The organism is Paracoccus yeei ATCC BAA-599, from assembly GCF_000622145.1.
GTDB classification, from domain to species: Bacteria; Pseudomonadota; Alphaproteobacteria; order Rhodobacterales; family Rhodobacteraceae; genus Paracoccus; species Paracoccus yeei.
On the sequence record NZ_JHWH01000023.1, the window covers coordinates 45,972 to 67,763 of the forward strand.

Sequence of the window (21,792 nt, forward strand, 5' to 3'; positions counted from 1 at the left end):
GCCAAGACCCCGCGCCGCCGCGATCCTCAGCCGGTCGCGGCGGCCAGCGCCTGGTCCAGATCGGCGATCAGGTCGGCGGCGTCCTCGATCCCGACCGACAGGCGCACCACGTCGGGCCCCGCGCCGGCCGCGGTCTTCTGGTCGTCCGTCAGCTGGCTGTGCGTGGTCGAGGCGGAATGGATCACCAGCGAGCGCGCATCCCCCAGGTTCGCCACATGGCTGAACAGCTTCAGGGCATCGACCAGCCGGACCGCCGCGTCGTATCCACCCTTGATGCGAAAGGTGAAGAGCGCCCCCGCCCCTTTCGGGCAGACCCGCTGCGCGGTGGCGTGCCAGGGCGAGGACTCCAGCCCCGCATAGCTGACCGAGGCGACGCGCGGGTCGCGCTCCAGCCATTCGGCGACCGCGCGGGCGTTCTCGACGTGGCGGGCCATGCGCAAGCCCAGCGTCTCGATCCCCATCAGCGTGTAATGGGCGGCCTGCGGGTTCAGCGTCATGCCGAGGTCGCGCAGCCCGATGGCGATGCCGTGAAAGGTGAAGGCGAGGTTGCCGAAGGCCTGATGGAACGTCAGCCCGTGATAGGCGGGCTCGGGCTGCGAGAGGCTGGGGAAGCGGTCGCTGGCCGACCAGTCGAAGCGCCCGCTGTCGACCACCACGCCGCCGGTCACCGTGCCGTTGCCGGTCATGTACTTGGTCAGGCTGTGCACGACCAGGGTGGCGCCCATCTCGATCGGCCTGCAAAGCCAGGGCGTGGCGAGGGTATTGTCCACGATCAGCGGCAGGCCGAGATCCTCCGCAAGCCGCGCTACCGCCGGGATGTCGGTGACATAGCCGCCCGGATTGCTGATCGATTCGCAAAAGATCGCGCGGGTGTCCCCGTCCACGGCGGCGCGCAGCGCGTCCAGGTCGTCGAAATCGACAAAGCGCGCGCTCCAGCCGAAGCGGCGGATGGTCTGGGCGAACTGGGTGACGGTGCCGCCGTAAAGCCGGGTCGAGGCGACGATGTTGCGCCCCGGCCCCATCAGCGGGAACAGCGCCAGGATCTGTGCGGCGTGGCCCGAGGAACAGCAGACGGCGCCCGCGCCCCCCTCCATCGCGGCGATGCGCGACTGCAGCGCGGCCACCGTGGGATTGGTCAGCCGCGAATAGATGTAGCCGACCTCCTGCAGGGCAAACAGCCGCGCGGCATGGGCCGCATCCTTAAAGACATAGGCCGTGGTCTGATAGATCGGCACCTGCCGCGCCCCGGTCGCGGGATCGGGCGCCGCGCCGGCATGGATCGCCGTCGTGTCAAAGCCCCATTCATTGCTCATCGCGAACTCCTCCAGTTGCTGCGGCGGAGGGTGGGACAGGAAGCAGCCCCTTGCAACGACAAAGAAAAACTTTCGCCCTTCGGACGGGCGGCAAGGCAGGAATGGGTATTTGAACAACAAGGAAACGGGGCAGGACGTTTCCCGCCGCCCTTGACGCAGGAACGGGGAAAGCCCGCGCGCCACGGGCAGGTCTTCCTTGTTGTTCAAATACCCAAATCGCGGCCGCGCCACCCTCGGGGCGCGGCCAAGGGACGGGATCAGTCGCGCAACTCGCGGATCAGCCGGGCCAGGCGTTCGGTCGAGGGATCGTGGCCCGGGGCGGCCTCGCCGTCGAGCAGGGGGGCGACCTGAAGCGCGAGTTCCTTGCCCAGTTCGACGCCCCATTGGTCGAAGCTGTTGATCCCCAGGATCGCGCCCTCGACGAACACGCGATGTTCGTAGAGCGCGACGATCTGGCCCAGCGTGTAGGGCGACAGGTCGGGATAGACGAGGGTGGTCGAGGGGCGGTTGCCGGGGAACACCCGGTGGCGGGCCTGACGCTCGAGTTCGTCGCCCTCGAGGCCCTTGGCGCGCATCAGGTCCAGCGCTTTTTCCAGGGGACGGCCCTGCATCAGCGCCTCGGACTGCGCCAGGCAGTTCGCCACCAGCAGCAGGTGGTGGTGGTCGAGATCGGGTTCATGGCCGCGCGCGGCGACCATGAATTCGCAGGGCACGACCGCCGTGCCCTGGTGGATCAGCTGGTAGAAGGCGTGCTGACCGTTGGTGCCCGGCTCGCCCCAGACCACGGGACCCGAGGGGACGGTCAGGGCGCTGCCGTCCATGGCGACGCCCTTGCCGTTCGATTCCATTTCCAGCTGCTGCAGATAGGCCGGCAGCCGCGCCAGGCGGTTGTCATAGGGCAGGACCGCACGGGTGCCGTAGCCGCAGACCTGGTGGTGCCAGATCCCGACCAGGGCCAGGATCACCGGCAGGTTCGCCTCGGGCGGCGCCTGGCGGAAATGGTTGTCCATCGCCAGGCCGCCGGCCAGGAAGCGGTCGAAATCGTCCGGGCCGATGGCGATCATCAGCGACAGGCCGATCGGCCCCCACATCGAATAGCGCCCGCCGACCCAGTCCTCGAAGCCGAAGACGCGGTCGGCGTCGATGCCCCATTGCGCGGTGCGCCCCTGGGCCGAGGACAGGGCGGCGAATTGCGCGGCCGGCGTGGTGACGGTTTTCCCCATCCAGGCCCGTGCGGTTTCGGCATTGGTCATCGTCTCGATGGTGGTGAAGGTCTTGGAGGCGACGATCACCAGCGTGGTTTCGGGATCAAGCCCCTTCAGCGTGTCGGCGATGTCGGCGCCGTCCACGTTCGACACGAAATGCACGCGCGGCCCGTCGTGCCAGGGCGCGAGCGCGCGCGTCGCCATCGCCGGCCCGAGGTCCGATCCGCCGATGCCGATGTTGACCACGTCGGTGAACCGCCCGCCCTGCCCCGAAAAGCGCCCGTCGCGCACGCGGGAGGCGAAGTCGCGCATCCGCTCATGCGTCTCGCGCACGTCGGGCATCACGTCGCGCCCGTCCACCACGACCGAGCCCTGCAGGTTGCGCAGCGCCGTGTGCAGGACGGCGCGGTCCTCGGTCTGGTTGATGCGCTCGCCCCGGAACATGGCGTCGCGGCGGGCGGGCACCTGCTGGGCCAGTTCCAGGAGCAGGTCGCGCGCGGTCTCGTCGATCAGGGTCTTGGACCAGTCGAGCGTCAGGCCGTCAGCTTCCGTCGAAAAGCGCGTCGCCCGGTCGGGGTCGGCGGCGAACAGGGCCGAGATGCGCAGGTCGGCCTGAGCCCGGCGATGGTCCTTCAGTCGGTTCCAGATGTCGCTTGTCATCATTCAGCCCAATGCACGGTGATATCGCCCAGGAAGGCCCGGATCGGCGCGTCCCGGGGGTCGAGCCCCTGCGCGCGTTCCAGCGCGGCGCGCTTTTCGGGGCCGGTGATCATCAGATGGGTGTTGATGGCCTTTTGCAGGGCGGCCGGGGTCAGGGTGATGCGCGGCTCGTCCCGAACCGAGCGGACGGCCATCACCCGCGGCGCGTCCGGGGCCAGCGCCAGCGCGGTTTCGGGCGCACCGGGAAACAGGCTTGCCGTGTGCATGTCCGTGCCCATGCCCAGCAGCAGGACCGTGATCGGCAGTTCCGGCGCGATCAGCGCATCCAGCCGCTCGGCCGCCGCCTCGGGTTCGGCGTCGCCGCTGTAGAGGTCGATATAGCGCGCATCCGCCGCCTTGCCGGTCATCAGGTGACGCCGCAGGAGCCGCCCGTTCGAGCGGTTGTGGCTGCCATCGACCCAGCGTTCGTCGTTCAGGAACACCGTCACCCGCGACCAGTCCAGCAGCCCGGTCCCTGCCAGCGTGTCGTAGACCGGGGCGGGCGTGGTGCCGCCGGGCACGCAGAGGCTGGCGCGGTCGTTCACGCGCAGGTGCTGGGCCAGTTGGCCCGCGATCTTGTTGGCCAGCGACAGGGCCAGCATCTCGCGGTCGGGGTATTCGACGAATTCCAGGGTCATGGCCTGATCTCCCTCCAGCGGCGGTTGTCGCGGTGCAGAAGCCGCAGGGCTTCCTCGGGACCGCTTGAACCCGCATCATAGGGCTCGGGGCGTTTCGATCCAGCCTCCCATTCCGAAATGATGGGATCGGTCCAGGCCCAGGCCGCCTCGACCTCGTCGCCGCGCATGAAGAGCGTCTGGTTGCCCCGGATCACATCCATGATCAGCCGTTCATAGGCGTCGGGCATGTCCTTGCCGTTCGCGCCCAGCGCGTCGGCAAAGCTCATGTCCAGAGGCACCTGAACCAGCCGCATGCCGCCGGGGCCCGGTTCCTTGATCATCACCGTCAGGTCCATGCCTTCGTTCGGTTGCAGCTTGATGACAAGCTGGTTCGAGCGCGGGCCGTCCACCTCGTCGAAGATGGAATGCGGCGGGGCCTTGAAGGTCACCACGATCTCGCTGGTCCGCGCCCGCAGCTTCTTGCCGGTGCGCAGGTAGAAGGGCGTGCCCGACCAGCGCCAGTTCGCGATATGCGCCTTGAGCGCGACATAGCTTTCGGTGCGCGAGTTGGGGTTGCCGACGTCCTGCAGATAACCCGGTTCGTCGCCATCGGCCTGATACTGGCCGCGCACGATCTCGGCCGGGTGCAGGGGTTCCAGCGCGCGGATCACCTTGAGCTTTTCGTCGCGCACCGCGTCCGGGTCGAAATGATAGGGCGGCTCCATCGCGATCAGGCACAGAAGCTGCATCATGTGGTTCTGCACCATGTCGCGCATGGCACCCGAATGGTCGTAGTATTCGCCGCGCCCGCCCACGCCCACCGTCTCGGCCACGGTGATCTGGACGTGGTCGACGTAAAGCGAATTCCACAGCGGCTCGAACAGCATGTTGGCGAAGCGCACGGCCATCAGGTTCTGGACGGTTTCCTTGCCCAGGTAATGGTCGATGCGATAGATCTGGCTTTCGCTGAAATGCCGCGCGAGCACCGCGTTCAGCTCGCGCGCGGTGGCCAGGTCGCGGCCGAAGGGCTTTTCGACCACGATGCGGCTGTCCTGGTCGGCGATGCCGTGATCGGCAAGCCGCTGCGCGATGTCGCCGAACAGCGCCGGCGCGACCGAGAAATAGAACGCATGGACCACGCCCGGCCGGATGCGGGACCGCAGGTCGTCCCAGCCGTCGGTGCCGCGCGCATCGATGGGCACATAGCCCAGGTGATTCAGGAAATCATCAAGCTGCGAGGCGTCGTCCCCGGGGCTGGCGAATTCGCGGATCGCGGCCCGCGCCTCGTCCCGAAAGGCCGCGTCGTCCTGGCGGGTGCGCGCCGCGCCGATGATCCGGGCGGACCCCGGGATCTGGCCCGCCACATAGCGCCGGTACAAGCCCGGCAGGATCTTGCGCCGGGCCAGGTCGCCCGTGGCGCCAAAGATCACCAGGTCGAAATCCTCGACAGGTATGATGCGCGATACCATCAAGCCCTCCTCGCCGCCCGATTGGGGGGCGGCCCATGTGGGATTAGCCTCTGTTAGCGATAACATCAACCCTGGCCTTTCTCCATGTCCGAACGCGCGATGGCCTTGGCCAGCCTGGGCAGGCGGGCGCGGCGCATCAATTCCTTGCGCGGGATTGCGGCACCCGCGTGACGGGCGCGCGCCTCGGTTGCCTCGACGGCGGCCAGAACCGGGCCGGGATGCCGCAGGAACAGGTCGCGCAGGAATTCGTCGGGGTGGGTCGCGTGCAGGCCCAGGGGCGCCAGCGCCGGGCGCGGAAAGTCGCGCAGATTCGCGGTGACGATCCGGTCCGCCCCGCCAGCCAGCGCGGTTTCAAGCACATGGCGGTCGGCCGGGTCGGGCAGGTCCATGCCGTCCGCACCCCCGGCGGGCACCGCCATCGCCTCGGGAAAGCGGTCGGTGAGCAGCGCGATCTCGGGGCCGGCCGGCAGGCCGTTGCGGTCGGCGGCCACGCGCCATTCGTCCAGGATGCGCTGCGACCAGACGGGCCGGAACAGCCCGGCGGCGGCGCAATCGCCCAGGATCTCGCGCAGGATGGTGGGGTAAAGGACGCAGGCGTCCAGCACCGCCCTCATCCGTCCAGCCGAAAGAACAGGGCCTTGAGATAGCCGGTCTCGGCCAGTTGCGGCAGGGTGGGATGGTCCGGCCCGGCCTGGCCCGTATGCAGAAGCTGCATCCGCCGCCCGCCCCGGCCGATGCCGCGCGCGCTGGCGCTGCGAAACGCGGTCAGGTCGGCGGCGTGGCTGCATGAACACAGGACCAGATACCCCCCGGGCGCGACCAGCGGCGCGGCCAGGCGGGCGACCCGTTCATAGGCGCGCAACCCCGCCTCGAGCGCGGGTTTCGACGGCGCGAAGGCCGGCGGGTCGCAGATCACCAGGTCGAAGCGCGCGCCTTCCTCGGCCAGCGCCTCCATCTGGGCAAAGGCGTCACCCTGGCGCGTCACCAGCCGATCCTCGGCCCCCATCGCGCGCGCCCCGCCCTGCGCCAGGGCCAGCGCCGGGGCCGAGCCGTCCACGCAGGTGGCCTGCACGGCGCCACCGGCCAGCGCAGCAAGGCCGAAGCCACCGACATGCGAGAACACGTCTAGCACCCGTGCGCCCCGCGCGAGCCGCTGGGCAAAGGCATGGTTCGGGCGCTGGTCATAGAAGAGGCCGGTCTTTTGCCCGCCCAGCAGATCGGCCAGATAGGTGGCGCCGTTCATCGGCACCGGGACCGGGCCATCGACGCCGCCCGACAGGATTTCCATCCGCTCGTCCAGCCCTTCAAGGCCGCGCGCCCTGCCCTGCCCGTTCAGGATGACGGTCGAGACCCCGGTGACGGCGCGCAGCGCCTCGGCGATCTCGGGCACCATGCGCTCGGCCCAGGCGGCGTTCGGCTGGATCACGGCGGCATCGCCGAAACGGTCGATGACGGTGCCGGGCAAGCCGTCCGCCTCGGCATGGACCAGGCGATAGAAGGGGGCGTCGAACAGCCGCTCGCGCAGGGCCAGCGCGCGGGCCAGCCGGGCGGCGATCCAGTCGCGGTCGATCACAGCCGCCGGATCGGGGTCCATCATCCGCGCGATGATCTTGGAATTCGGATTGACCGTGACCACGCCCATCGGCCGCCGCTCGGCGTCCTCAAGCGCCGCGAAGCTGCCGGGCGCAATCGCGCGGGTGCGGCGGTCCACCACCGCCTCGTCGGCGAAGACCCAGGGGAAACCATGACGGATCGCCTGGGGTTTGGACTTGGGACGCAAACGGATGACGGGCAGATCGGCGGACATGCGGGCCTCATGCAAAACGCGGGCAGGATTGCCATGCCTGCGGCCGCGGGGCAAGAGCGGGCCGGTTGCGCCGTTAACGCTAACGGACTATATCCAGGACCAGAAAGCGAGCCAGCCATGACCCTGCACGCCACCATCGACCGCGTTACCGACCGCATCCGCGCCCGCTCGGACGCCAGCCGCGCCGCCTATCTGAAAAAGATCGCCCGCGCCGCCGAGGACGGGCCGCGCCGCGCCCACCTGTCCTGCGGCAACCAGGCCCATGCCTATGCCGCGATGCCCGACAAGCAGGACATGGCAACGACGCGCAAGCCCAACATCGGCATCGTCACCGCCTACAACGACATGCTGTCGGCGCATCAGCCCTATGAGCGTTACCCGGACCTGATCCGGCAGGCGGCCCATGCGGCGGGGGCCACGGCGCAGGTCGCGGGGGGCGTGCCGGCGATGTGCGATGGCGTGACGCAGGGTCGCGCGGGAATGGAGCTGTCGCTGTTTTCGCGCGACGTGATTGCGCTCGCGTCCGGCGTCGCGCTGTCGCATGACACCTTCGACGCGGCGCTGTATCTAGGCGTCTGCGACAAGATCGTGCCGGGGCTGATCATCGCCGCCGCGACCTTCGGCCATATCCCGGCGGTGTTCGTGCCGGCTGGCCCCATGCCCTCGGGCCTGCCCAATGACGAAAAGTCGCGCATCCGCAACCTGTTCGCCACGGGCGAGGTCGGGCGCGACGCGCTGATGGCGGCCGAGATGGCCAGCTATCACGCGCCGGGCACCTGCACCTTCTACGGCACGGCGAACACCAACCAGATGCTGATGGAGTTCATGGGCCTGCACCTGCCGGGCTCGAGCTTCGTGAACCCGAACACGCCCCTGCGCGACGCCTTGACCGTGGCCGCGGTCGAACGCGCGGCCGCGATCACCCGGCTGGGCAACGACTACCTGCCGGCGGGCGAGGTGCTGGACGAGCGCGCCTTCGTCAACGGCATCGTCGGGCTGATGGCGACGGGCGGGTCCACGAATCTGGTGCTGCACCTGCCGGCGATGGCGCGGGCGGCGGGGGTGATCCTGGACCTCGAGGATTTCCACGACCTGTCCGAGGCGGTGCCGCTGATGGCGCGGGTCTATCCCAACGGGCTGGCGGACGTGAACCATTTCCACGCGGCCGGGGGCCTGGGTTTCATGATCGGGCAGTTGCTGCAGGCCGGCTTGCTGCATCCCGACGTCAAGACCATCGCCGGGGCCGGGCTGGACGCCTATGCGCGCGAGCCGCAGCTGGCCGAGGGCGGCATCCGCTGGGTCGATGGCGCACGCGAGACGCTGAACGACAAGATCCTGCGCCCCGTGGCCGACCCCTTTGCCCCGATCGGCGGGCTGAAGCAGCTGGCCGGCAATCTGGGCCGGGGCGTCATCAAGGTCTCGGCCGTCGCGCCCGAACGCCATGTGATCGAGGCGCCGGCCCGCGTCTTCGCCGACCAGGAAGAGGTCAAGGCCGCCTTCAAGCGGGGCGAGTTCACCGGCGACACGGTGGTCGTCGTCCGCTTCCAGGGCCCGCGCGCCAACGGCATGCCCGAGCTGCATTCGCTGACCCCCACCCTGTCGGTCCTGCAGGATCGCGGGCTGCGGGTGGCGCTGGTGACGGACGGGCGCATGTCGGGCGCCTCGGGCAAGGTGCCGGCGGCGATCCACATCTCGCCCGAGGCGGCGGATGGGGGACCCTTGGCGCGGCTGCGTGACGGCGACCTGGTGCGGCTGGATGCGGTGGCGGGCACGCTGGAATGCCTGGCTGCGGATTTCGCGGATCGCGCACCGGCGTCCCATGACCCAGCGCCCTCGTCCGAAGGCATGGGACGGGAGCTGTTCCGCGCCTTCCGTGCCCATGTCGGCCCGGCAACCGAAGGCGCGGCGGTCGTGGTCTGACCCTCGGGACCCCACTCCGGGTATCTCGGTCGGTTCCAGCGGGAACGGGCCGCCGCCGGTCTAACAGGGCGCTGAAATAGTCGCCGGGCCGGAACGGTTTCCCTTGGTTGCCGGCTTTGCTGCCCGGCCGTGCGCTTTTTGTTCTGAAACGCGTGTGTGTGACTGACGCGGTTTTTCGTCATCATGCGGCCAACAGCCGAGGCAGTCGCGCGAGGTTGTTGGCAGTCATCGTCAGGATGAAGCGGGAACGCACCCGTTCGATGCCCCGATAGACGGTCTGGGCCATGCCACCGACGGTTTTGGCCCAGCCAAATGCCTCTTCGATCCGTTTGCGGTGTTTGATCGACAGGGAGTAACCCTCGTGCCGGGTGGTGCGGCCGTCGATCGCTGAATATCTCGATTTCTGCGCGATATGGGGTGTTATGCAGGCTTTTCGCAGGTCGGCGACGAACTCTGCCGCGTCGAACCCCTTGTCGGCGCCGAGCGTCAACTGTCGGGTCGAGCCGGGTGAATGGCGGTGGATCATGTCCAGTGCGGCACGCCGTTCCGCGTGACCGTCGGCCTGCGTAAGGTCGCCCTGCACGATGAGCCCATTCCGGTTCTCCATCAGCGCATGCCCGATGAAGCACAGCATCGCGCCGGTGCCGGGGGATTTCTTGTAGAGCCGCGCGTCGGGGTCGGTCGTCGAGGCATGGGTGGCATTGGAGCGCTTCTGGCCCCGGAAATCGACTTCGGCATTGCGGTTCTGGTGGGTGGGGCGGGACATCGGGTCGGTCTCGGACGGTGTCGGCTCAGGGTGGTCTTCGGTGGGGCTGTCTGGACCGGGCGGGCCGCCCGGATCGTCGTCAGACGGCGTGTCGGTCGCCTTCGGCTGGAAGCTCTTCATGGAGGCCCAGGCCTTCACAAGTGTGCCATCGACCGAGAAGTGGTCGTCCGACAAGAGCGGCGCGACCTCGCGATGGGCCAGGATCGCTGCCATCACCTTGCGCGACATCCCGGTGGTCAGTAGCCGGTCGCGGTTCTTGGTGAAGACGGTCGGCACCCAGACGGCGTCGTCAATCCCGAGGCCGACGAACCAGCGGAACAAGAGGTTATACTGCATCTGTTCCATCAACTGCCGCGCGGAGCGGACCGAGAACAGGATCTGGATCAGGCTCGCCCGGATCAGCCGTTCCGGCGGGATCGAGGGGCGGCCGAAATCGGTGTAAAGCGCCTCGAACTCGCCATCCAGGCTGGCCAGCGCGTCGTTCACCACCTGCCGGATCTTGCGCAACGGATGCCGCGCGGGGATGCGCGCCTCCAGGTCCACATAGCTGAACAGCGACCCGCTCGCCTCGTCCGTCCCGCGCATCATAACCCCCGCCGTTATCATGCCGACGGTGAATCATGTTCTCAAACCACTGTCGAGGCAGGACTATTTCAGCGGCCCGTTAAGCCTTGGCTGGAGGTCCAGCTCTCCCGCATCCCGCAGAAATCCCAACTCGCCGAGGACATCCGCTACACGGAACTTCGTCAGCTGGAGTCATGACCTGTTTCTCTCGTTAGCCTTTCGCGTGTCTGGATGTTTCCCAAAAAATCGAAATTGCAACACAGCGTTTCCGACCGCACGTCAGAAACAATTCCTTACAAATCTATGCGTGCGCCCGAGTGATTGTCGGGCCACATGCTTGTGGCAGCAAGAAGCAGTTCGAGAACTGATAACTGGATATGCAACCATGGCACGCCAAACCATTGCCGGCACCGCACGACAGGTCGCGCTTTATGCGCCGCTCTTGTTGAGCCTGATTAAGGCTGGCAATGAAAGACCGGCCTTGCGACTGGGTCATGTAAAAGGCGGCCTTCTCGAACTGAGGTCGAGCTTGGTAGACACGCTGCAAAGTGTCCGCTTGATCTGGTTCGTCATGTCGCTGGTGCTCAGCGTCGAGGCCTGCGCGCTGATCGGCTGGGCCTTCGGCCATATCAAGCGCGCTGCTGCCATAAGCGTATTGCTGCCTGTTCTGGATCTTGTTGTTGTGGAACGTGACAGAGGACGAGGATGAACCTTTGCTTCCGATCGGGGCGCAACCTGCAGCAGGTTGAACCTTGCGCGCCACCTCTCGACCGAGGATTACTCATGATCTTTTGCTCTTTGCTTCGATTTGCCAGGGTGGGTATGGCCCTGGCCGCCCTTTCCGTCGCAGGGCAGGCGGGGGCGCAGCAGCCTCCCGCGACCGGCCCCAGGCAAGTTGGGGTCGTCACGCTCAAGGCGCAATCGGTGCCGTTGGTAAGCACGCTGCCGGGGCGGGCGGTGGCACGCGATTCCGTGGACATCCGCCCGCGCGTTGACGGTTTTGTGACCGAGATCGTCTATAATCCCGGCCAGCAGATCAAGGCGGGCGATCCGATGTTCCAGATCGATCGTACCACCTATCAGGCGTCGGTCGAGGAGGCCAAGGCTAACCTCGCCTCGGCCAAGGCGGCGGTGCCGCAGGCTGAGGCGGCTTATGAGCGATCGAGCAGGCTGCAAAATTCCGGCTCGACCCGCGCGGACCTTGAGGAAGCGGAAGCCACGCTGGAACAGGCGCGTGCTGCCGTGAGCGCGGCCGAGGCTGCCCTGCGCACGGCTGAGGCGCAGCTGTCCTGGACCACGATCACCAGCCCGCTGGACGGCCTGCCCTCGGTTTCGGCGGTGTCGGTGGGCGATCTGGTCACGGCCGGGCAAAGCGATGCGCTGGCCACCGTCACCCAGCTTGATCCCATCGACGTGGACATGTTCGAGCCATCGGCCCGCTTGCAGCGCATCCGCGACCGCATCGAGGCCGGCACGATCCAGCGCGCGGATTCGATCAACGCGCAACTGACGCTGGAAAACGGCCGGACCTATGCCGCGAAGGGAGAATTGGTGGCGCCGGGGTTCGAGGTCTCGACCTCGACCGGGGCCATCGACTTCCGCTTTCGCTTCGAGAACCCCGAACGCCGCATCCTGCCCGGCATGTTCGTGCGCGGCAGCATCGAAATCGGCCGCATCCAGGCGATCCTGGTGCCGCAGATGGCGGCAACCCGCGGCCGCGACGGCACGCTGACTGCCTGGGTGGCAGAGGACGGCAAGGCGATGAAGCGCATCCTGACCGAAGAGGGCGTGCATGAAAACGCCTGGATCGTCACCACCGGGCTGCAAGAAGGCGAGGTGCTGATCGTCAACGGCACCACGAGTCTTGCCGAAGGCGCCGAGATCGCCGCCACCCCCGTCGTGGTCGATGAGGACGGCGTGGTACGCGACCAAGCCACGGTGGATCAAGCCACAATCGGGACGGACGATGCCGCTTCAGCCGGGGAGACGACGCCGCAAGACGAGAGGGCCCCAGCGAACGACACAGCTCCGGCAGCGCAAGGCGGGGCGGAATAGACCATGGCGCGGTTCTTCATTCACCGGCCGGTCTTTGCCTGGGTCCTGGCGATCATCACCATGCTGGCGGGGGTCTACGGCCTGTCCAGCCTGCCCATCGCGCAATATCCCGACATCGCGCCGACCACGGTGCGCATCAGCGCGACCTATACCGGCGCGTCGCCCGACATCGTGGAAAACTCGGTCACGACGGTGATCGAGGACGGGATGACCGGCATCGACGGGCTGATCTACATGACCTCGACGTCGTCGCAGGGCTCGGCGTCCATCCAGTTGACCTTCGACGGCAGCGTGGACCCCGACATCGCCCAGGTGCAGGTCCAGAACAAGCTGCAGCTGGTGACGCCGCAACTGCCCGACGCCGTGCAAAGCCAGGGCGTGTCGGTCAGCCGCTCGACCTCGTCGATCCTGCTGGTGGGGGCGCTGACCTCGACCGACGGCAGCCACACCTCGCTGGAACTGGGCGACCTGGTCAGCCAGATGATCGAGGATCCGGTCAAGCGCACGAGTGGCGTAGGGTCAGTGCAGAGTTTCGGCTCGGGCTACGCGATGCGCATCTGGCTCGATCCCGACCGGATGCTGCAATATCAGGTGACGCCCGCGGATGTCGTCGCGGCCGTCAGCGAACAGAACACCAACGTTACCGTGGGCAGTCTGGGCGACCAGCCCACGGTCAAGGGCCAGCAGCTGAACGTGGCCCTATCGGCGCAGTCGCAACTGACCTCGGTGCGCGAATTCGAAAGCATCCTGCTGCGCACCGACAGCGACGGCGCCACCATCTTCCTGGGCGACGTGGCCGACATCGAGATCGGGCAGGAGGATTACGGCAGCGCCTCGCGCTTCAACGGGATGCCGGCGGCGGGCTTCGGCGTGAACCTGGCGACGGGGGCGAATGCGGTCGACACCGCGGCGGCCGTGCGCCAGGTGCTGGACGGGCTGCAAGCCTCGCTGCCCGCCGGGGTGCAGATCGTCTATCCCTATGACACCTCGCCCTTTGTCGAGGAATCGATCAACCAAGTCTATCACACACTGGCCGAGGCGGTGGTCCTGGTCTTCGTCGTCATCCTGATCTTCCTGCAAAGCTGGCGCGCGACGCTGATCCCGACGCTGGCGATCCCGGTGGTGCTGCTGGGGACCTTTGCGGTGCTGGCCTTCGCGGGCATGTCGATCAACACGCTGACCATGTTCGCCATGGTGCTGGCGATCGGCCTGCTGGTCGACGACGCCATCGTGGTGGTCGAGAACGTCGAGCGGGTGATGGAGGAAGAGGGTCTTGGCCCCGTCGAGGCGACCGAGAAGAGCATGGACGAGATCTCGTCCGCGCTGGTCGGCATCGTGCTGGTCCTGTCGGCGGTGTTCCTGCCGATGGCCTTCATGTCGGGCTCGACCGGGGTGATCTATCGCCAGTTCTCGATCACCATCATCAGCGCCATGGTGCTGTCCCTGGCGGTCGCGCTGATCCTGACGCCGGCGATGTGCGCCACCTTGCTGAAGCCGAAGAAGCACGGCGGGGGCATCGCGCCGGCGCGCTGGTTCAACCGCACGCTCGACCGCGCGACCAACGGCTATGCCGGCACGGTTGGGGCTTTCGTCAAGCGGCCGTTCCGCTTTCTGGTCGTGCTGCTGGCCTTTGGCCTAGGCGCCTGGATGCTGTACCAGAAACTGCCCGGATCGTTCCTGCCGTCCGAGGACCAGGGCGTGCTGATGGTCATGGTTGAAACCCCCGAGGGCTCGACCGCCGAACGCACCCGGGCGCTGGTCGAGGAAGTCGAGCAGTTCGTTCTTCAGGATGAAAAGGACACCGCCGAAAGCGTGTTCGCCGCGCTTGGCTTCGGCTTCGGAGGCTCGGGCCAGCGCAATGCGATGGTGTTCATCAAGCTCAAGGACTTTGCCGAACGCGAAGGGTTCGACGCCGCCTCGATGGCGACGCGGGGAAACATGAAGTTCATGTCGAACAAGAACGGCCGCGTGTTCTTCATGCAGCCGCCGGCAATCCAGGGCATGGGCAACACCGCGGGCTTCACCATGCAGCTGATCGACCAGGCCGGCACCGGGCAGGAACGTCTGGCGGCCGCCGCCGACGAACTGGTGGCCCGCGCCAATGCCGACGGTCGCGTGACCAGCCTGCAGGGCAACGACGCCCCGTTCCAGACCTCGCGGCGCATCGACATCGACCAGCAGAAGGCCGCGGCCTATGGGCTGTCGATCTCGGACCTGAACCAGACGCTGTCGATCATCTTCGCCAGCTCGAACGTCAACGACTTTTCGCTGTCGGGCGAACTGCGGCCGGTGATCGTGCAGGGGCGGGCCCAGGCCCGGATGCAGTCCGACGACATCGAGAAGTGGTATGTCCGCAACGAGGACGGTGACATGGTGTCCTTTGCCGCCTTTACCGCCCAGGAATGGGACCAGCAGGCGCAAAGCCTGGCGCGCTATGGCGGTACCCGCTCGATGGAAATTTCCGGCGCGGCGGCGCAGGGCGTCTCCTCGGGCACGGCGATGGACGTGATGGAGGAACTGGTCGGCCAGCTCGACGGCGGCTATGGCACCGCCTGGACGGGGTTATCCTATCAGGAGCGGCTGTCGGGGAACCAGGCGCCCATGCTGTTCGCCCTGTCGGCGCTGGTCGTGTTCCTGGCCCTGGCCGCGCTTTACGAAAGCTGGTCGGTGCCGATCTCGGTGATGATGACGGTGCCCATCGGCATCGTCGGCGCGATGGCGGCGGCGCTGGTCTTCGGGCAGTCGAACGACGTCTATTTCAAGGTCGGGATGCTGACCACCATCGGCCTTGCCGCCCGGAACGCCATCCTGATCGTCGAGTTCGCCGAGATGCTGCGAAAGCAGGGCAAGCCTTTGCTGGAGGCGGCGGTCGAGGCCTCGCGCATGCGGCTGCGGCCGATCCTGATGACGACGCTGGCCTTCATGCTGGGCGTCATGCCGCTTGCCTTGGCCAGCGGCGCGGGGGCAGCCGCGCAGAAATCCATCGGCATCGGGGTTCTGGGCGGCATCGCGACATCGGCTGTCATCGGCATCTTCCTGGTCGCCGTGTTCTATGTCGTGGTCCTGCGCGGCGTCAGTTCGATTCGGCGTAGGGTTTGATGATCAAGGGCTTGCGTGAAGAATCTGGAAACCGAATGATCTATTCGGCGGCCCTTGCGACCGCCTTGGCCTCAAGGATGGCGCGAATCTCGGGCCGGCACGAACCGCAGTTCGTGCCCGCGCCAAGCGCCTTGCCCACCGCCTCGACCGAGGTCAGGGCCTGGCTGGCGATGGCCCGGACGATGCTGTTCACCCCGACCGAGAAGCAGGCGCAGATCAGCGCCCCGTCATCCGGCCGTCCGGCCGCGGCCTGACCCGCCAGCAGGTCCGGCCCGCAGTCCGCGCCAAGCGCGGCGGCCACATGGCTGCGCGACAGCGCGACGGGTTCGGGCGCGACGAACAGGGCCGCCTGCAGCCGCCCGTCCCGGACAAAGGCCAGCCGCACCAGGCCGCGGCGGCGATCCTGCATCACCAGCGGATCGCCCGTCAGGCCGAACAGGGCGCGTGCCTCCTGTATCCAGTCCTCGGGCAGGGCGCCGCCGGCCAGTTCCACCTGCTGGCCCTTGGGCAAGGTGGCCCGCGCCCAGTAATCCGCGCGCGGCGTGATCGGCCCGGCCGCGACCGCGAAGCCGTACCAGGCCGCCGCAAAGGGCCGGATCGCAACCTGCGCCGATTTCAGCGCCGGCTGGCCCGAGACGGGGTCGGTCAGCGCCGGCACCAGGGCGTCGACGCGCCCGGTCGGCGCGGTTTCGGCGGTCCAGTGCATTGGGGCAAAGGGCTGGCCGGGCGCCACGCGGTCGGTGATCAGGACCCGCAGGACGGCACGGCCCAAGGGGCTTTCCACCTGCGCCAGCGTGGCGGGCCGCAGGCCCAGCCGGCCCGCATCCTGCGGGTGCAGTTCCAGGAAGGGCTCGGCCATGTGCCGCGACAGGCGGGGTGACAGGCCGGTGCGGGTCATCGTGTGCCAATGGTCCCGCACCCGCCCGGTGTTCAGCCGGAAGGGATGAGCGGGATCGGGGGCCATCGGGATGCGTGGGGCCACCGCCACCATCCGCGCCTTGCCCGACGGGGTATGAAAGCGGCCATCGCCAAAGAACCGCCCACCCGCCTTGCGCGGCGATTGCGGCCACAGGAACGGCTGCATCGCGTTGTAATCGGCCGTCTTGATGTTGGCATGGTCCGAGATGTCGAAGTCGCTGCCCAGCCGACCGGCGACGCCCGACAGGGCGGCGTGCTCGGCAAAGACCTGGGTCGGGTTTTCCCAGGCAAAGGCCTTGCCCCAGCCCATGCGGGCGGCAACATCCGCGATGATGCGCCAGTCGTCGCGCGCCTGGCCCGCCGGCGGCAGGCTGCTGCGTTGGCGCGAGATGCGGCGTTCCGAGTTTGTCACCGTGCCGTCCTTTTCGCCCCAGCCGGTGGCGGGCAGCAGCACATGCGCAAGCCGCGTCGTGTCGGTCCGCGCCACCATGTCCGAGACCACCACGAAGTCGCAGCCGGCGATGGCGCGAGCGACCCGGTCGGCCTCGGGCATCGAGACGGCGGGATTGGTGCAGACGATCCACAGCGCCTTGATGCGCCCCTCCTCGACCGCGCGGAACATGTCCACGGCCTTCAGCCCTGGCTTTTCCGCGATGGTGGGCGAGGCCCAGAAGGACTGGACGGCGGCGCGATGGGCGGGGTTCTCGATATCGAGGTGGCAGGCCAGCATGTTGGCAAGCCCGCCCACCTCGCGCCCGCCCATGGCGTTGGGCTGGCCGGTGATGCTGAAGGGGCCCATGCCGGGCTGGCCGATGCGCCCCGTCGCAAGGTGGCAGTTCAGGATGGCATTGACCTTGTCGGTCCCGTCGTCGGACTGGTTCACGCCCTGAGAATAGACCGTCACAACCCTGTCGCTGCCCCGCCAGATCGACAGAAACTGCGCCAGGTCGGCAGGGTCCAGGCCGGTGGTTTCCACAGCCGCCAGCCGGGCCTGCGCCAGCGCCTCTTCCGCACCCTCGACATTTTCAAGGGAGTCCATGCAATGCGCTGAATTGGAAAGAAGCCAGTTGAAAAGAACGGTGTCTGTCCCGAGCCTCAGCGCCAGATGCAGATCGGCGATGTCGCAACTGGCCGTGCGGCGGGGATCGACGACCACGACCTGCGTGCCCCGCGCCTCGCGCGCGGCGGCAAGGCGCTGGTACAGCACCGGATGGCACCACGCCAGGTTCGACCCGACCAGGACCACCACATCCGCCTGCTCAAGGTCCTCGTACAGTCCCGGCACGGTGTCAGAGCCGAATGCCCGGCGGTGCCCCGCGACCGACGAGGCCATGCACAGCCGCGAATTCGTGTCGATGTTGGCGCTGCCGACAAAGCCCTTCATCAACTTGTTGGCGACATAGTAATCCTCGGTCAACAACTGGCCCGAGACATACATGGCGACCGCATCCGGCCCATGCGCGGCGATGGTCCGGGACAGGCGCCCCGCGACCATGTCCAGCGCCTCGTCCCAGCCTGCCTCGCGCCCGTTGATGCGGGGGGCGAGCAGCCGGCCCCCCGTCCCCAGGGTTTCACCCAGCGCCGCGCCCTTGACGCAGAGCCTGCCGAAATTCGCCGGATGATCGGGGTCGCCCGCGATGGCGAGCCCGCCCCGACCGTCGGGCGTGGCCAGCACGCCGCAGCCGGTGCCGCAATAGGGACAGGTGGTTCGGATGGGCTGGATCATGGCGTCACTCGGCCGGGACGGCAGGGGCCTGCGGGGCGGGCGCGCGGTCCAGTTCGGGCGAGGTCTTGTGATGGGTGGCATAGATCATCGCGCCGACAAAGGTCAGCCCGCCGACCAGATTGCCGACGACGGTCGGGATCTCGTTCCAGATCATGTAATCCATGATCGTGAAGTTGCCGCCCAGCAGGAGGCCCGCCGGGAACAGGAACATGTTCACGATGGAATGTTCGAACCCCATGTAGAAGAACACCAGGATCGGCATCCACATCGCCATGATCTTGCCCGAGACGCTGGTGGACATCATCGCCGCGACGACCCCGGTCGAAACCATCCAGTTGCACATGACCGCGCGCACGAACAGCGTCAGCATCCCCGCCGCGCCATGGGCGGCATAGCCGAGCGTCCGCCCCTCGCCGATATGGCCGATCTTTTCGCCCACCGCGTTCGGGGCCTCGGACCAGCCGAAGGTGACGATGATCGCCATGAAGACCGCCACCGTGAAGGCGCCGCCGAAATTGCCCAGAAACACCAGGCCCCAGTTGCGCAGCATGCCGCGCAGGGTGACGCCGCGCCGCCGGTCGATCAGCGCCAGCGGGACCAGCGTGAACACCCCGGTCAGCAGATCGAACCCCAGCAGATAAAGCATGCAGAAGCCCACCGGGAACAGCAGCGCGCCGATCAGCGGGTTGCCGGTGTTCACGGTGACGGTGACGGCGAAGGCGGCCGCCAGTGCCAGGATTGCGCCCGCCATATAGGCGCGGATCAGCGTGTCCTTGGTGGACATGAACACCTTCGCCTCGCCGGCGTCGATCATTTTCTTTGCGAAATCAGCGGGATTGACGTAGGACATGATGTGTTTCCTCAGGCGGCGGTGGCGCGGCGGATCAGGCTGGCGTCGATCAGGACGCGGCCCTGCTGGACGCGGATGGGATAGGTGCGGACAGTGCCCTGGTCGGCGCCCTGCGCCGAGCCGGTGTTCATGTCGAAGACCCAGTTGTGCAGCGGGCAGGTGACGGACGTGCCGTGCACGATGCCCTCGGACAGCGGTCCGCCCTTGTGCGGGCAGCGGTCGTCCAGCGCAAAGACCCGGTCGTCCATGGTGCGGAACACCGCCACGCAGCCCTGCGCGGTCTTGACCAGACGCGCGCCCTGCCGGGGGATGGCGTCCAAGGGTCCGATGTCAACGAAGATGGTCATTCCGCGGCCTCCAGCGTCAGGTCGGCAAGGGGGGCCCATTTGGGCGTCTCGGCGGGAGTGGACAGGTCGGCCCAGGGGTCGCGGCGATAGACGGACTGGCTGATCTCGAACCGCTCGACCAGGGCGCGGCGGTTGTCCATGTCGTCCACGACCTGCGCCTTGATCCAGTCCAGCCCGACCTTGCCCATCCATTTCCAGATGCGGTCCAGATAGCGGGCGTTTTCGCGGTAAAGCTGTGTCACGGCCAGGATGATCTCGACCGCCTCATCCTCGGAGGGGGTCGAGGCCAGGGCCACGGTTTCCTTGACCTCCATCCCCGCCGCGCCGCCGATCGAGATATTGTAGCCGCTGTCCACGCAGACCACGCCGATGTCCTTGCAGGTCGCCTCGGCGCAGTTCCTGGGACAGCCCGAGACGCCCAGCTTCAGCTTGTGCGGCGTCCAGGACCCCCACATCGCCTTTTCCAGCCGGATGCCCAGGCCGGTGGAATCCTGCGTGCCGACGCGGCAGAATTCCTTGCCGACGCAGGTCTTGACCGTGCGCAGCCCCTTGGAATAGGCCGCGCCCGACACCATCCCGGCGGCGTTCAGGTCGGCCCACATGTGCGGCAGGTCCTCTTTCCGCACGCCCAGCAGGTCGATGCGCTGGCCGCCCGTGACCTTGACCATCGGCACGTTGTATTTCTCGGCCGCGTCGGCGATGGCGCGCAGTTCCGCCGGCGTGGTGACGCCGCCCCACATGCGCGGCACCACCGAATAGGTGCCGTCCTTCTGGATGTTGGCGTGGTTTCTTTCGTTGACGAAACGCGACTGGCGGTCGTCGCGGTATTCCAGCGGCCATTCCGCCAGCAGGTAATAGTTCAGCGCCGGGCGGCAGGAATGGCATCCGCCGACGGTTTTCCAGCCAAGCTCCTGCATCACGGCGGGGATCGTCTTCAGCCCCATGGACCGGATCAGGCGGCGCACGTCCTCATGCGTGTGGTCGGTGCATTTGCACATCCCCGCCGGGGCCTCGGCCACCGCGCCGCCAAGCGCCAAGGCCATGACCTGGCTTACCAGCCCGGTGCAGGTGCCGCAGGAGGCCGACGCCTTGGTGCAGGTCCGCACCGCCTCCAGCGTGCAGGCCCCGCCCGCTACCGCGTCCAGAATGGTGCCCTTGGAAACGCCGTTGCAGCCGCAGATCTCCGCCTCAGGCGGCAAGGCTGCAACGGCCGCCATAGGGTCCGGCGCTGCACCCCCCTGAAAGGCCGGGCCGAAGATCAGCGTCTCGCGCATGTCGCTGATGTCGGTGGCGTCCTTCATCAGGCCGTAGAACCAGCTGCCGTCGGCCGTGTCGCCATACATCACCACGCCGACAATGCGGTCGTTTTCCAGGACCAGCCGCTTGTAGATGCCGCGCCCCGGATCGCGGAACACGATGTCCTCGCGGCCCTCGGCTTCGGCGAAATCGCCGGCGCTGAACAGGTCGCAGCCGGTGACCTTCAGCTTGGTCGCGGTCTGGACCGGGGCAAAGGCGGCCTCCTCGCCCATCAGCGTGCGGGCCAGAACCTTGGCCTGGTCGTAAAGCGGCGCGACAAGGCCGAAGAGCTGGCCGCGATGCTCGGTGCATTCGCCGAGCGCGAAGATGTGCGGGTCGCTGGTGCGCATGGCGTCGTCGACGACGATGCCGCGCTCGACCTCCAGATGCGCGTCATTGGCCAGCCGCGTCTCGGGGCGGATGCCGACGGCCATGCAGACCAGATCGGCGGGATAGACAGTGCCGTCCTCCAGCAGCACGGCCTCGGCCCGGTCGTTGCCCAGGATCGCCTTGGTCGCGCCCTTGCAATGGACGGTGATGCCGCGCTTTTCCAGATCGCGTTGCAGCAGGTAGCCGGCGGCCGGGTCCAGCTGGCGCTCCATCAGGTGGCCCATCAGGTGGATGACGGTGACACGGGCGCCGCGCGCGGCCATGCCCGCCGCCGCCTCGAGGCCCAGAAGCCCGCCGCCGATCACCACCGCGTCCTTGCCTTCGGTCGCCATCATCGCCTGCGTGTCCTCGAGGTCGCGATAGGCGACCACGCCGGGCAGGTCCTTGCCCGCCACCGGGATGATGAAGGGCGCCGAGCCGGTGGCGATGACCAGCGCGTCGTATCCGACGCTGGATTTGTTTGAATGCACCACGCGCGCTGCGCGGTCGATGCGGACCACGGCCTCGCCCAAGCGGCAATCGACGCCATGGGCGGCATACCAGTCGGCGTCATGGGTGACGATCTGTTCATAGGTCTTTTCGCCCGACAGCACCGGCGACAGCATCAGCCGGTTGTAGTTGCCGCGCGGCTCGGCGTTGAACAGGGTCACGTCCCAGGCGTCGGGGGCTGCATCGAGCAGCTGTTCCAGCATCCGGCCCGAGGCCATGCCGGCGCCGATGACGACAAGTTTCTTCTTCATGGCTTGCTCCT

15 protein-coding genes are annotated in these 21,792 nt (G+C 67.6%); 4 read left to right on the plus strand and 11 right to left on the minus strand.

Features of this window, described 5'->3' with window-relative positions:
• Positions 1-26: 26 nt before the first annotated feature.
• The 6 genes from BU28_RS0113595 to BU28_RS0113620 form a co-directional block, all read right to left on the minus strand.
• The gene (locus tag BU28_RS0113595) at positions 27-1,313 is read right to left on the minus strand and encodes an O-acetylhomoserine aminocarboxypropyltransferase/cysteine synthase family protein (protein WP_028719970.1); all 1,287 of its coding nucleotides are present in this window, start codon (positions 1,311-1,313) and stop codon (positions 27-29) included.
• Positions 1,314-1,570: 257 nt separating this feature from the next.
• The gene (gene pgi / locus BU28_RS0113600; RefSeq protein WP_028719971.1) at positions 1,571-3,178 is read right to left on the minus strand and encodes a glucose-6-phosphate isomerase; all 1,608 of its coding nucleotides are present in this window, start codon (positions 3,176-3,178) and stop codon (positions 1,571-1,573) included.
• Positions 3,178-3,855, minus strand: a complete 678-nt coding sequence (gene pgl, locus BU28_RS0113605) for a 6-phosphogluconolactonase (RefSeq protein WP_036762908.1) — start codon at positions 3,853-3,855, stop codon at positions 3,178-3,180. The genes pgi and pgl overlap by 1 nt, the downstream gene beginning before the upstream one ends.
• Complete coding sequence (gene zwf / locus BU28_RS0113610) at positions 3,852-5,303, minus strand: glucose-6-phosphate dehydrogenase (RefSeq protein ID WP_028719973.1); 1,452 nt, start codon at positions 5,301-5,303, stop codon at positions 3,852-3,854. The genes pgl and zwf overlap by 4 nt, the downstream gene beginning before the upstream one ends.
• A gap of 65 nt (positions 5,304-5,368) precedes the next feature.
• Complete coding sequence (locus BU28_RS0113615; RefSeq protein WP_028719974.1) at positions 5,369-5,917, minus strand: RSP_2648 family PIN domain-containing protein; 549 nt, start codon at positions 5,915-5,917, stop codon at positions 5,369-5,371.
• Positions 5,914-7,110, minus strand: coding sequence for an RSP_2647 family RNA methyltransferase (locus tag BU28_RS0113620; protein ID WP_028719975.1), 1,197 nt, complete (start codon positions 7,108-7,110; stop codon positions 5,914-5,916). Before BU28_RS0113620 ends, BU28_RS0113615 begins: the two co-directional genes overlap by 4 nt.
• A gap of 117 nt (positions 7,111-7,227) precedes the next feature.
• Between BU28_RS0113620 and edd the strand changes: the two genes are divergently transcribed.
• Positions 7,228-9,030, plus strand: a complete 1,803-nt coding sequence (gene edd, locus BU28_RS0113625) for a phosphogluconate dehydratase (protein ID WP_028719976.1) — start codon at positions 7,228-7,230, stop codon at positions 9,028-9,030.
• 181 nt (positions 9,031-9,211) lie between these two features.
• Here edd and BU28_RS0113630 read toward each other — a convergent pair whose 3' ends face one another.
• Entirely contained in the window at positions 9,212-10,381 is a 1,170-nt protein-coding gene (locus BU28_RS0113630; protein WP_028719977.1) for an IS5 family transposase, read from the minus strand.
• A 364-nt stretch (positions 10,382-10,745) separates the two neighbouring features.
• Here BU28_RS0113630 and BU28_RS0113635 point away from each other — a divergent pair, with 364 nt between their 5' ends.
• The 3 genes from BU28_RS0113635 to BU28_RS0113645 all read left to right on the plus strand — a co-directional run bounded on the left by BU28_RS0113635 (position 10,746) and on the right by BU28_RS0113645 (position 15,514).
• Positions 10,746-11,069, plus strand: coding sequence for a hypothetical protein (locus BU28_RS0113635; protein WP_028719978.1), 324 nt, complete (start codon positions 10,746-10,748; stop codon positions 11,067-11,069).
• Positions 11,070-11,182: 113 nt separating this feature from the next.
• Positions 11,183-12,415, plus strand: a complete 1,233-nt coding sequence (locus tag BU28_RS23040; protein ID WP_248616130.1) for an efflux RND transporter periplasmic adaptor subunit — start codon at positions 11,183-11,185, stop codon at positions 12,413-12,415.
• 3 nt (positions 12,416-12,418) lie between these two features.
• Positions 12,419-15,514 carry an efflux RND transporter permease subunit gene (locus BU28_RS0113645; protein ID WP_028719979.1) on the plus strand — a complete coding sequence of 1,032 codons (3,096 nt, stop codon included), beginning with the start codon at positions 12,419-12,421 and terminating at the stop codon, positions 15,512-15,514.
• 40 nt (positions 15,515-15,554) lie between these two features.
• Here the strand turns inward: BU28_RS0113645 and BU28_RS0113650 are convergent, their stop codons facing one another.
• From BU28_RS0113650 to nirB, 4 genes are read right to left on the minus strand one after another with little or no spacing between them, the layout of a single operon-like run.
• A complete protein-coding gene (locus BU28_RS0113650; protein ID WP_036762912.1) occupies positions 15,555-18,158 on the minus strand; it encodes a nitrate reductase in 2,604 nt (867 codons plus the stop codon).
• Positions 18,159-18,162: 4 nt separating this feature from the next.
• On the minus strand, positions 18,163-19,008 hold the full coding sequence (locus BU28_RS0113655) for a formate/nitrite transporter family protein (protein WP_028719981.1): 846 nt from the start codon (positions 19,006-19,008) through the stop codon (positions 18,163-18,165).
• A gap of 11 nt (positions 19,009-19,019) precedes the next feature.
• Positions 19,020-19,355 (minus strand): nitrite reductase small subunit NirD, encoded by a 336-nt coding sequence (gene nirD / locus BU28_RS0113660; protein ID WP_028719982.1) that lies wholly within the window; start codon positions 19,353-19,355, stop codon positions 19,020-19,022.
• A complete protein-coding gene (gene nirB, locus BU28_RS0113665) occupies positions 19,352-21,781 on the minus strand; it encodes a nitrite reductase large subunit NirB (protein WP_028719983.1) in 2,430 nt (809 codons plus the stop codon). The genes nirD and nirB overlap by 4 nt, the downstream gene beginning before the upstream one ends.
• Between the last annotated feature and the right edge of the window lie 11 nt (positions 21,782-21,792).

What these genes read in the sequence shown, in the direction of transcription:
- zwf (WP_028719973.1), bottom strand. Translation starts at nt 5,303, where the DNA reads ATGGTATCGCGCATCATACCTGTCGAGGATTTCGACCTGGTGATCTTT.
- BU28_RS0113620 (WP_028719975.1), bottom strand. Translation starts at nt 7,110, where the DNA reads ATGTCCGCCGATCTGCCCGTCATCCGTTTGCGTCCCAAGTCCAAACCC.
- BU28_RS23040 (WP_248616130.1), top strand. Translation starts at nt 11,183, where the DNA reads ATGGCCCTGGCCGCCCTTTCCGTCGCAGGGCAGGCGGGGGCGCAGCAG.
- BU28_RS0113650 (WP_036762912.1), bottom strand. Translation starts at nt 18,158, where the DNA reads ATGATCCAGCCCATCCGAACCACCTGTCCCTATTGCGGCACCGGCTGC.
- nirB (WP_028719983.1), bottom strand. Translation starts at nt 21,781, where the DNA reads ATGAAGAAGAAACTTGTCGTCATCGGCGCCGGCATGGCCTCGGGCCGG.
- BU28_RS0113595 (WP_028719970.1), bottom strand. Translation starts at nt 1,313, where the DNA reads ATGAGCAATGAATGGGGCTTTGACACGACGGCGATCCATGCCGGCGCG.
- BU28_RS0113630 (WP_028719977.1), bottom strand. Translation starts at nt 10,381, where the DNA reads ATGCGCGGGACGGACGAGGCGAGCGGGTCGCTGTTCAGCTATGTGGAC.
- BU28_RS0113615 (WP_028719974.1), bottom strand. Translation starts at nt 5,917, where the DNA reads ATGAGGGCGGTGCTGGACGCCTGCGTCCTTTACCCCACCATCCTGCGC.
- pgi (WP_028719971.1), bottom strand. Translation starts at nt 3,178, where the DNA reads ATGACAAGCGACATCTGGAACCGACTGAAGGACCATCGCCGGGCTCAG.
- BU28_RS0113655 (WP_028719981.1), bottom strand. Translation starts at nt 19,008, where the DNA reads ATGTCCTACGTCAATCCCGCTGATTTCGCAAAGAAAATGATCGACGCC.
- BU28_RS0113645 (WP_028719979.1), top strand. Translation starts at nt 12,419, where the DNA reads ATGGCGCGGTTCTTCATTCACCGGCCGGTCTTTGCCTGGGTCCTGGCG.
- BU28_RS0113635 (WP_028719978.1), top strand. Translation starts at nt 10,746, where the DNA reads ATGGCACGCCAAACCATTGCCGGCACCGCACGACAGGTCGCGCTTTAT.
- pgl (WP_036762908.1), bottom strand. Translation starts at nt 3,855, where the DNA reads ATGACCCTGGAATTCGTCGAATACCCCGACCGCGAGATGCTGGCCCTG.
- edd (WP_028719976.1), top strand. Translation starts at nt 7,228, where the DNA reads ATGACCCTGCACGCCACCATCGACCGCGTTACCGACCGCATCCGCGCC.
- nirD (WP_028719982.1), bottom strand. Translation starts at nt 19,355, where the DNA reads ATGACCATCTTCGTTGACATCGGACCCTTGGACGCCATCCCCCGGCAG.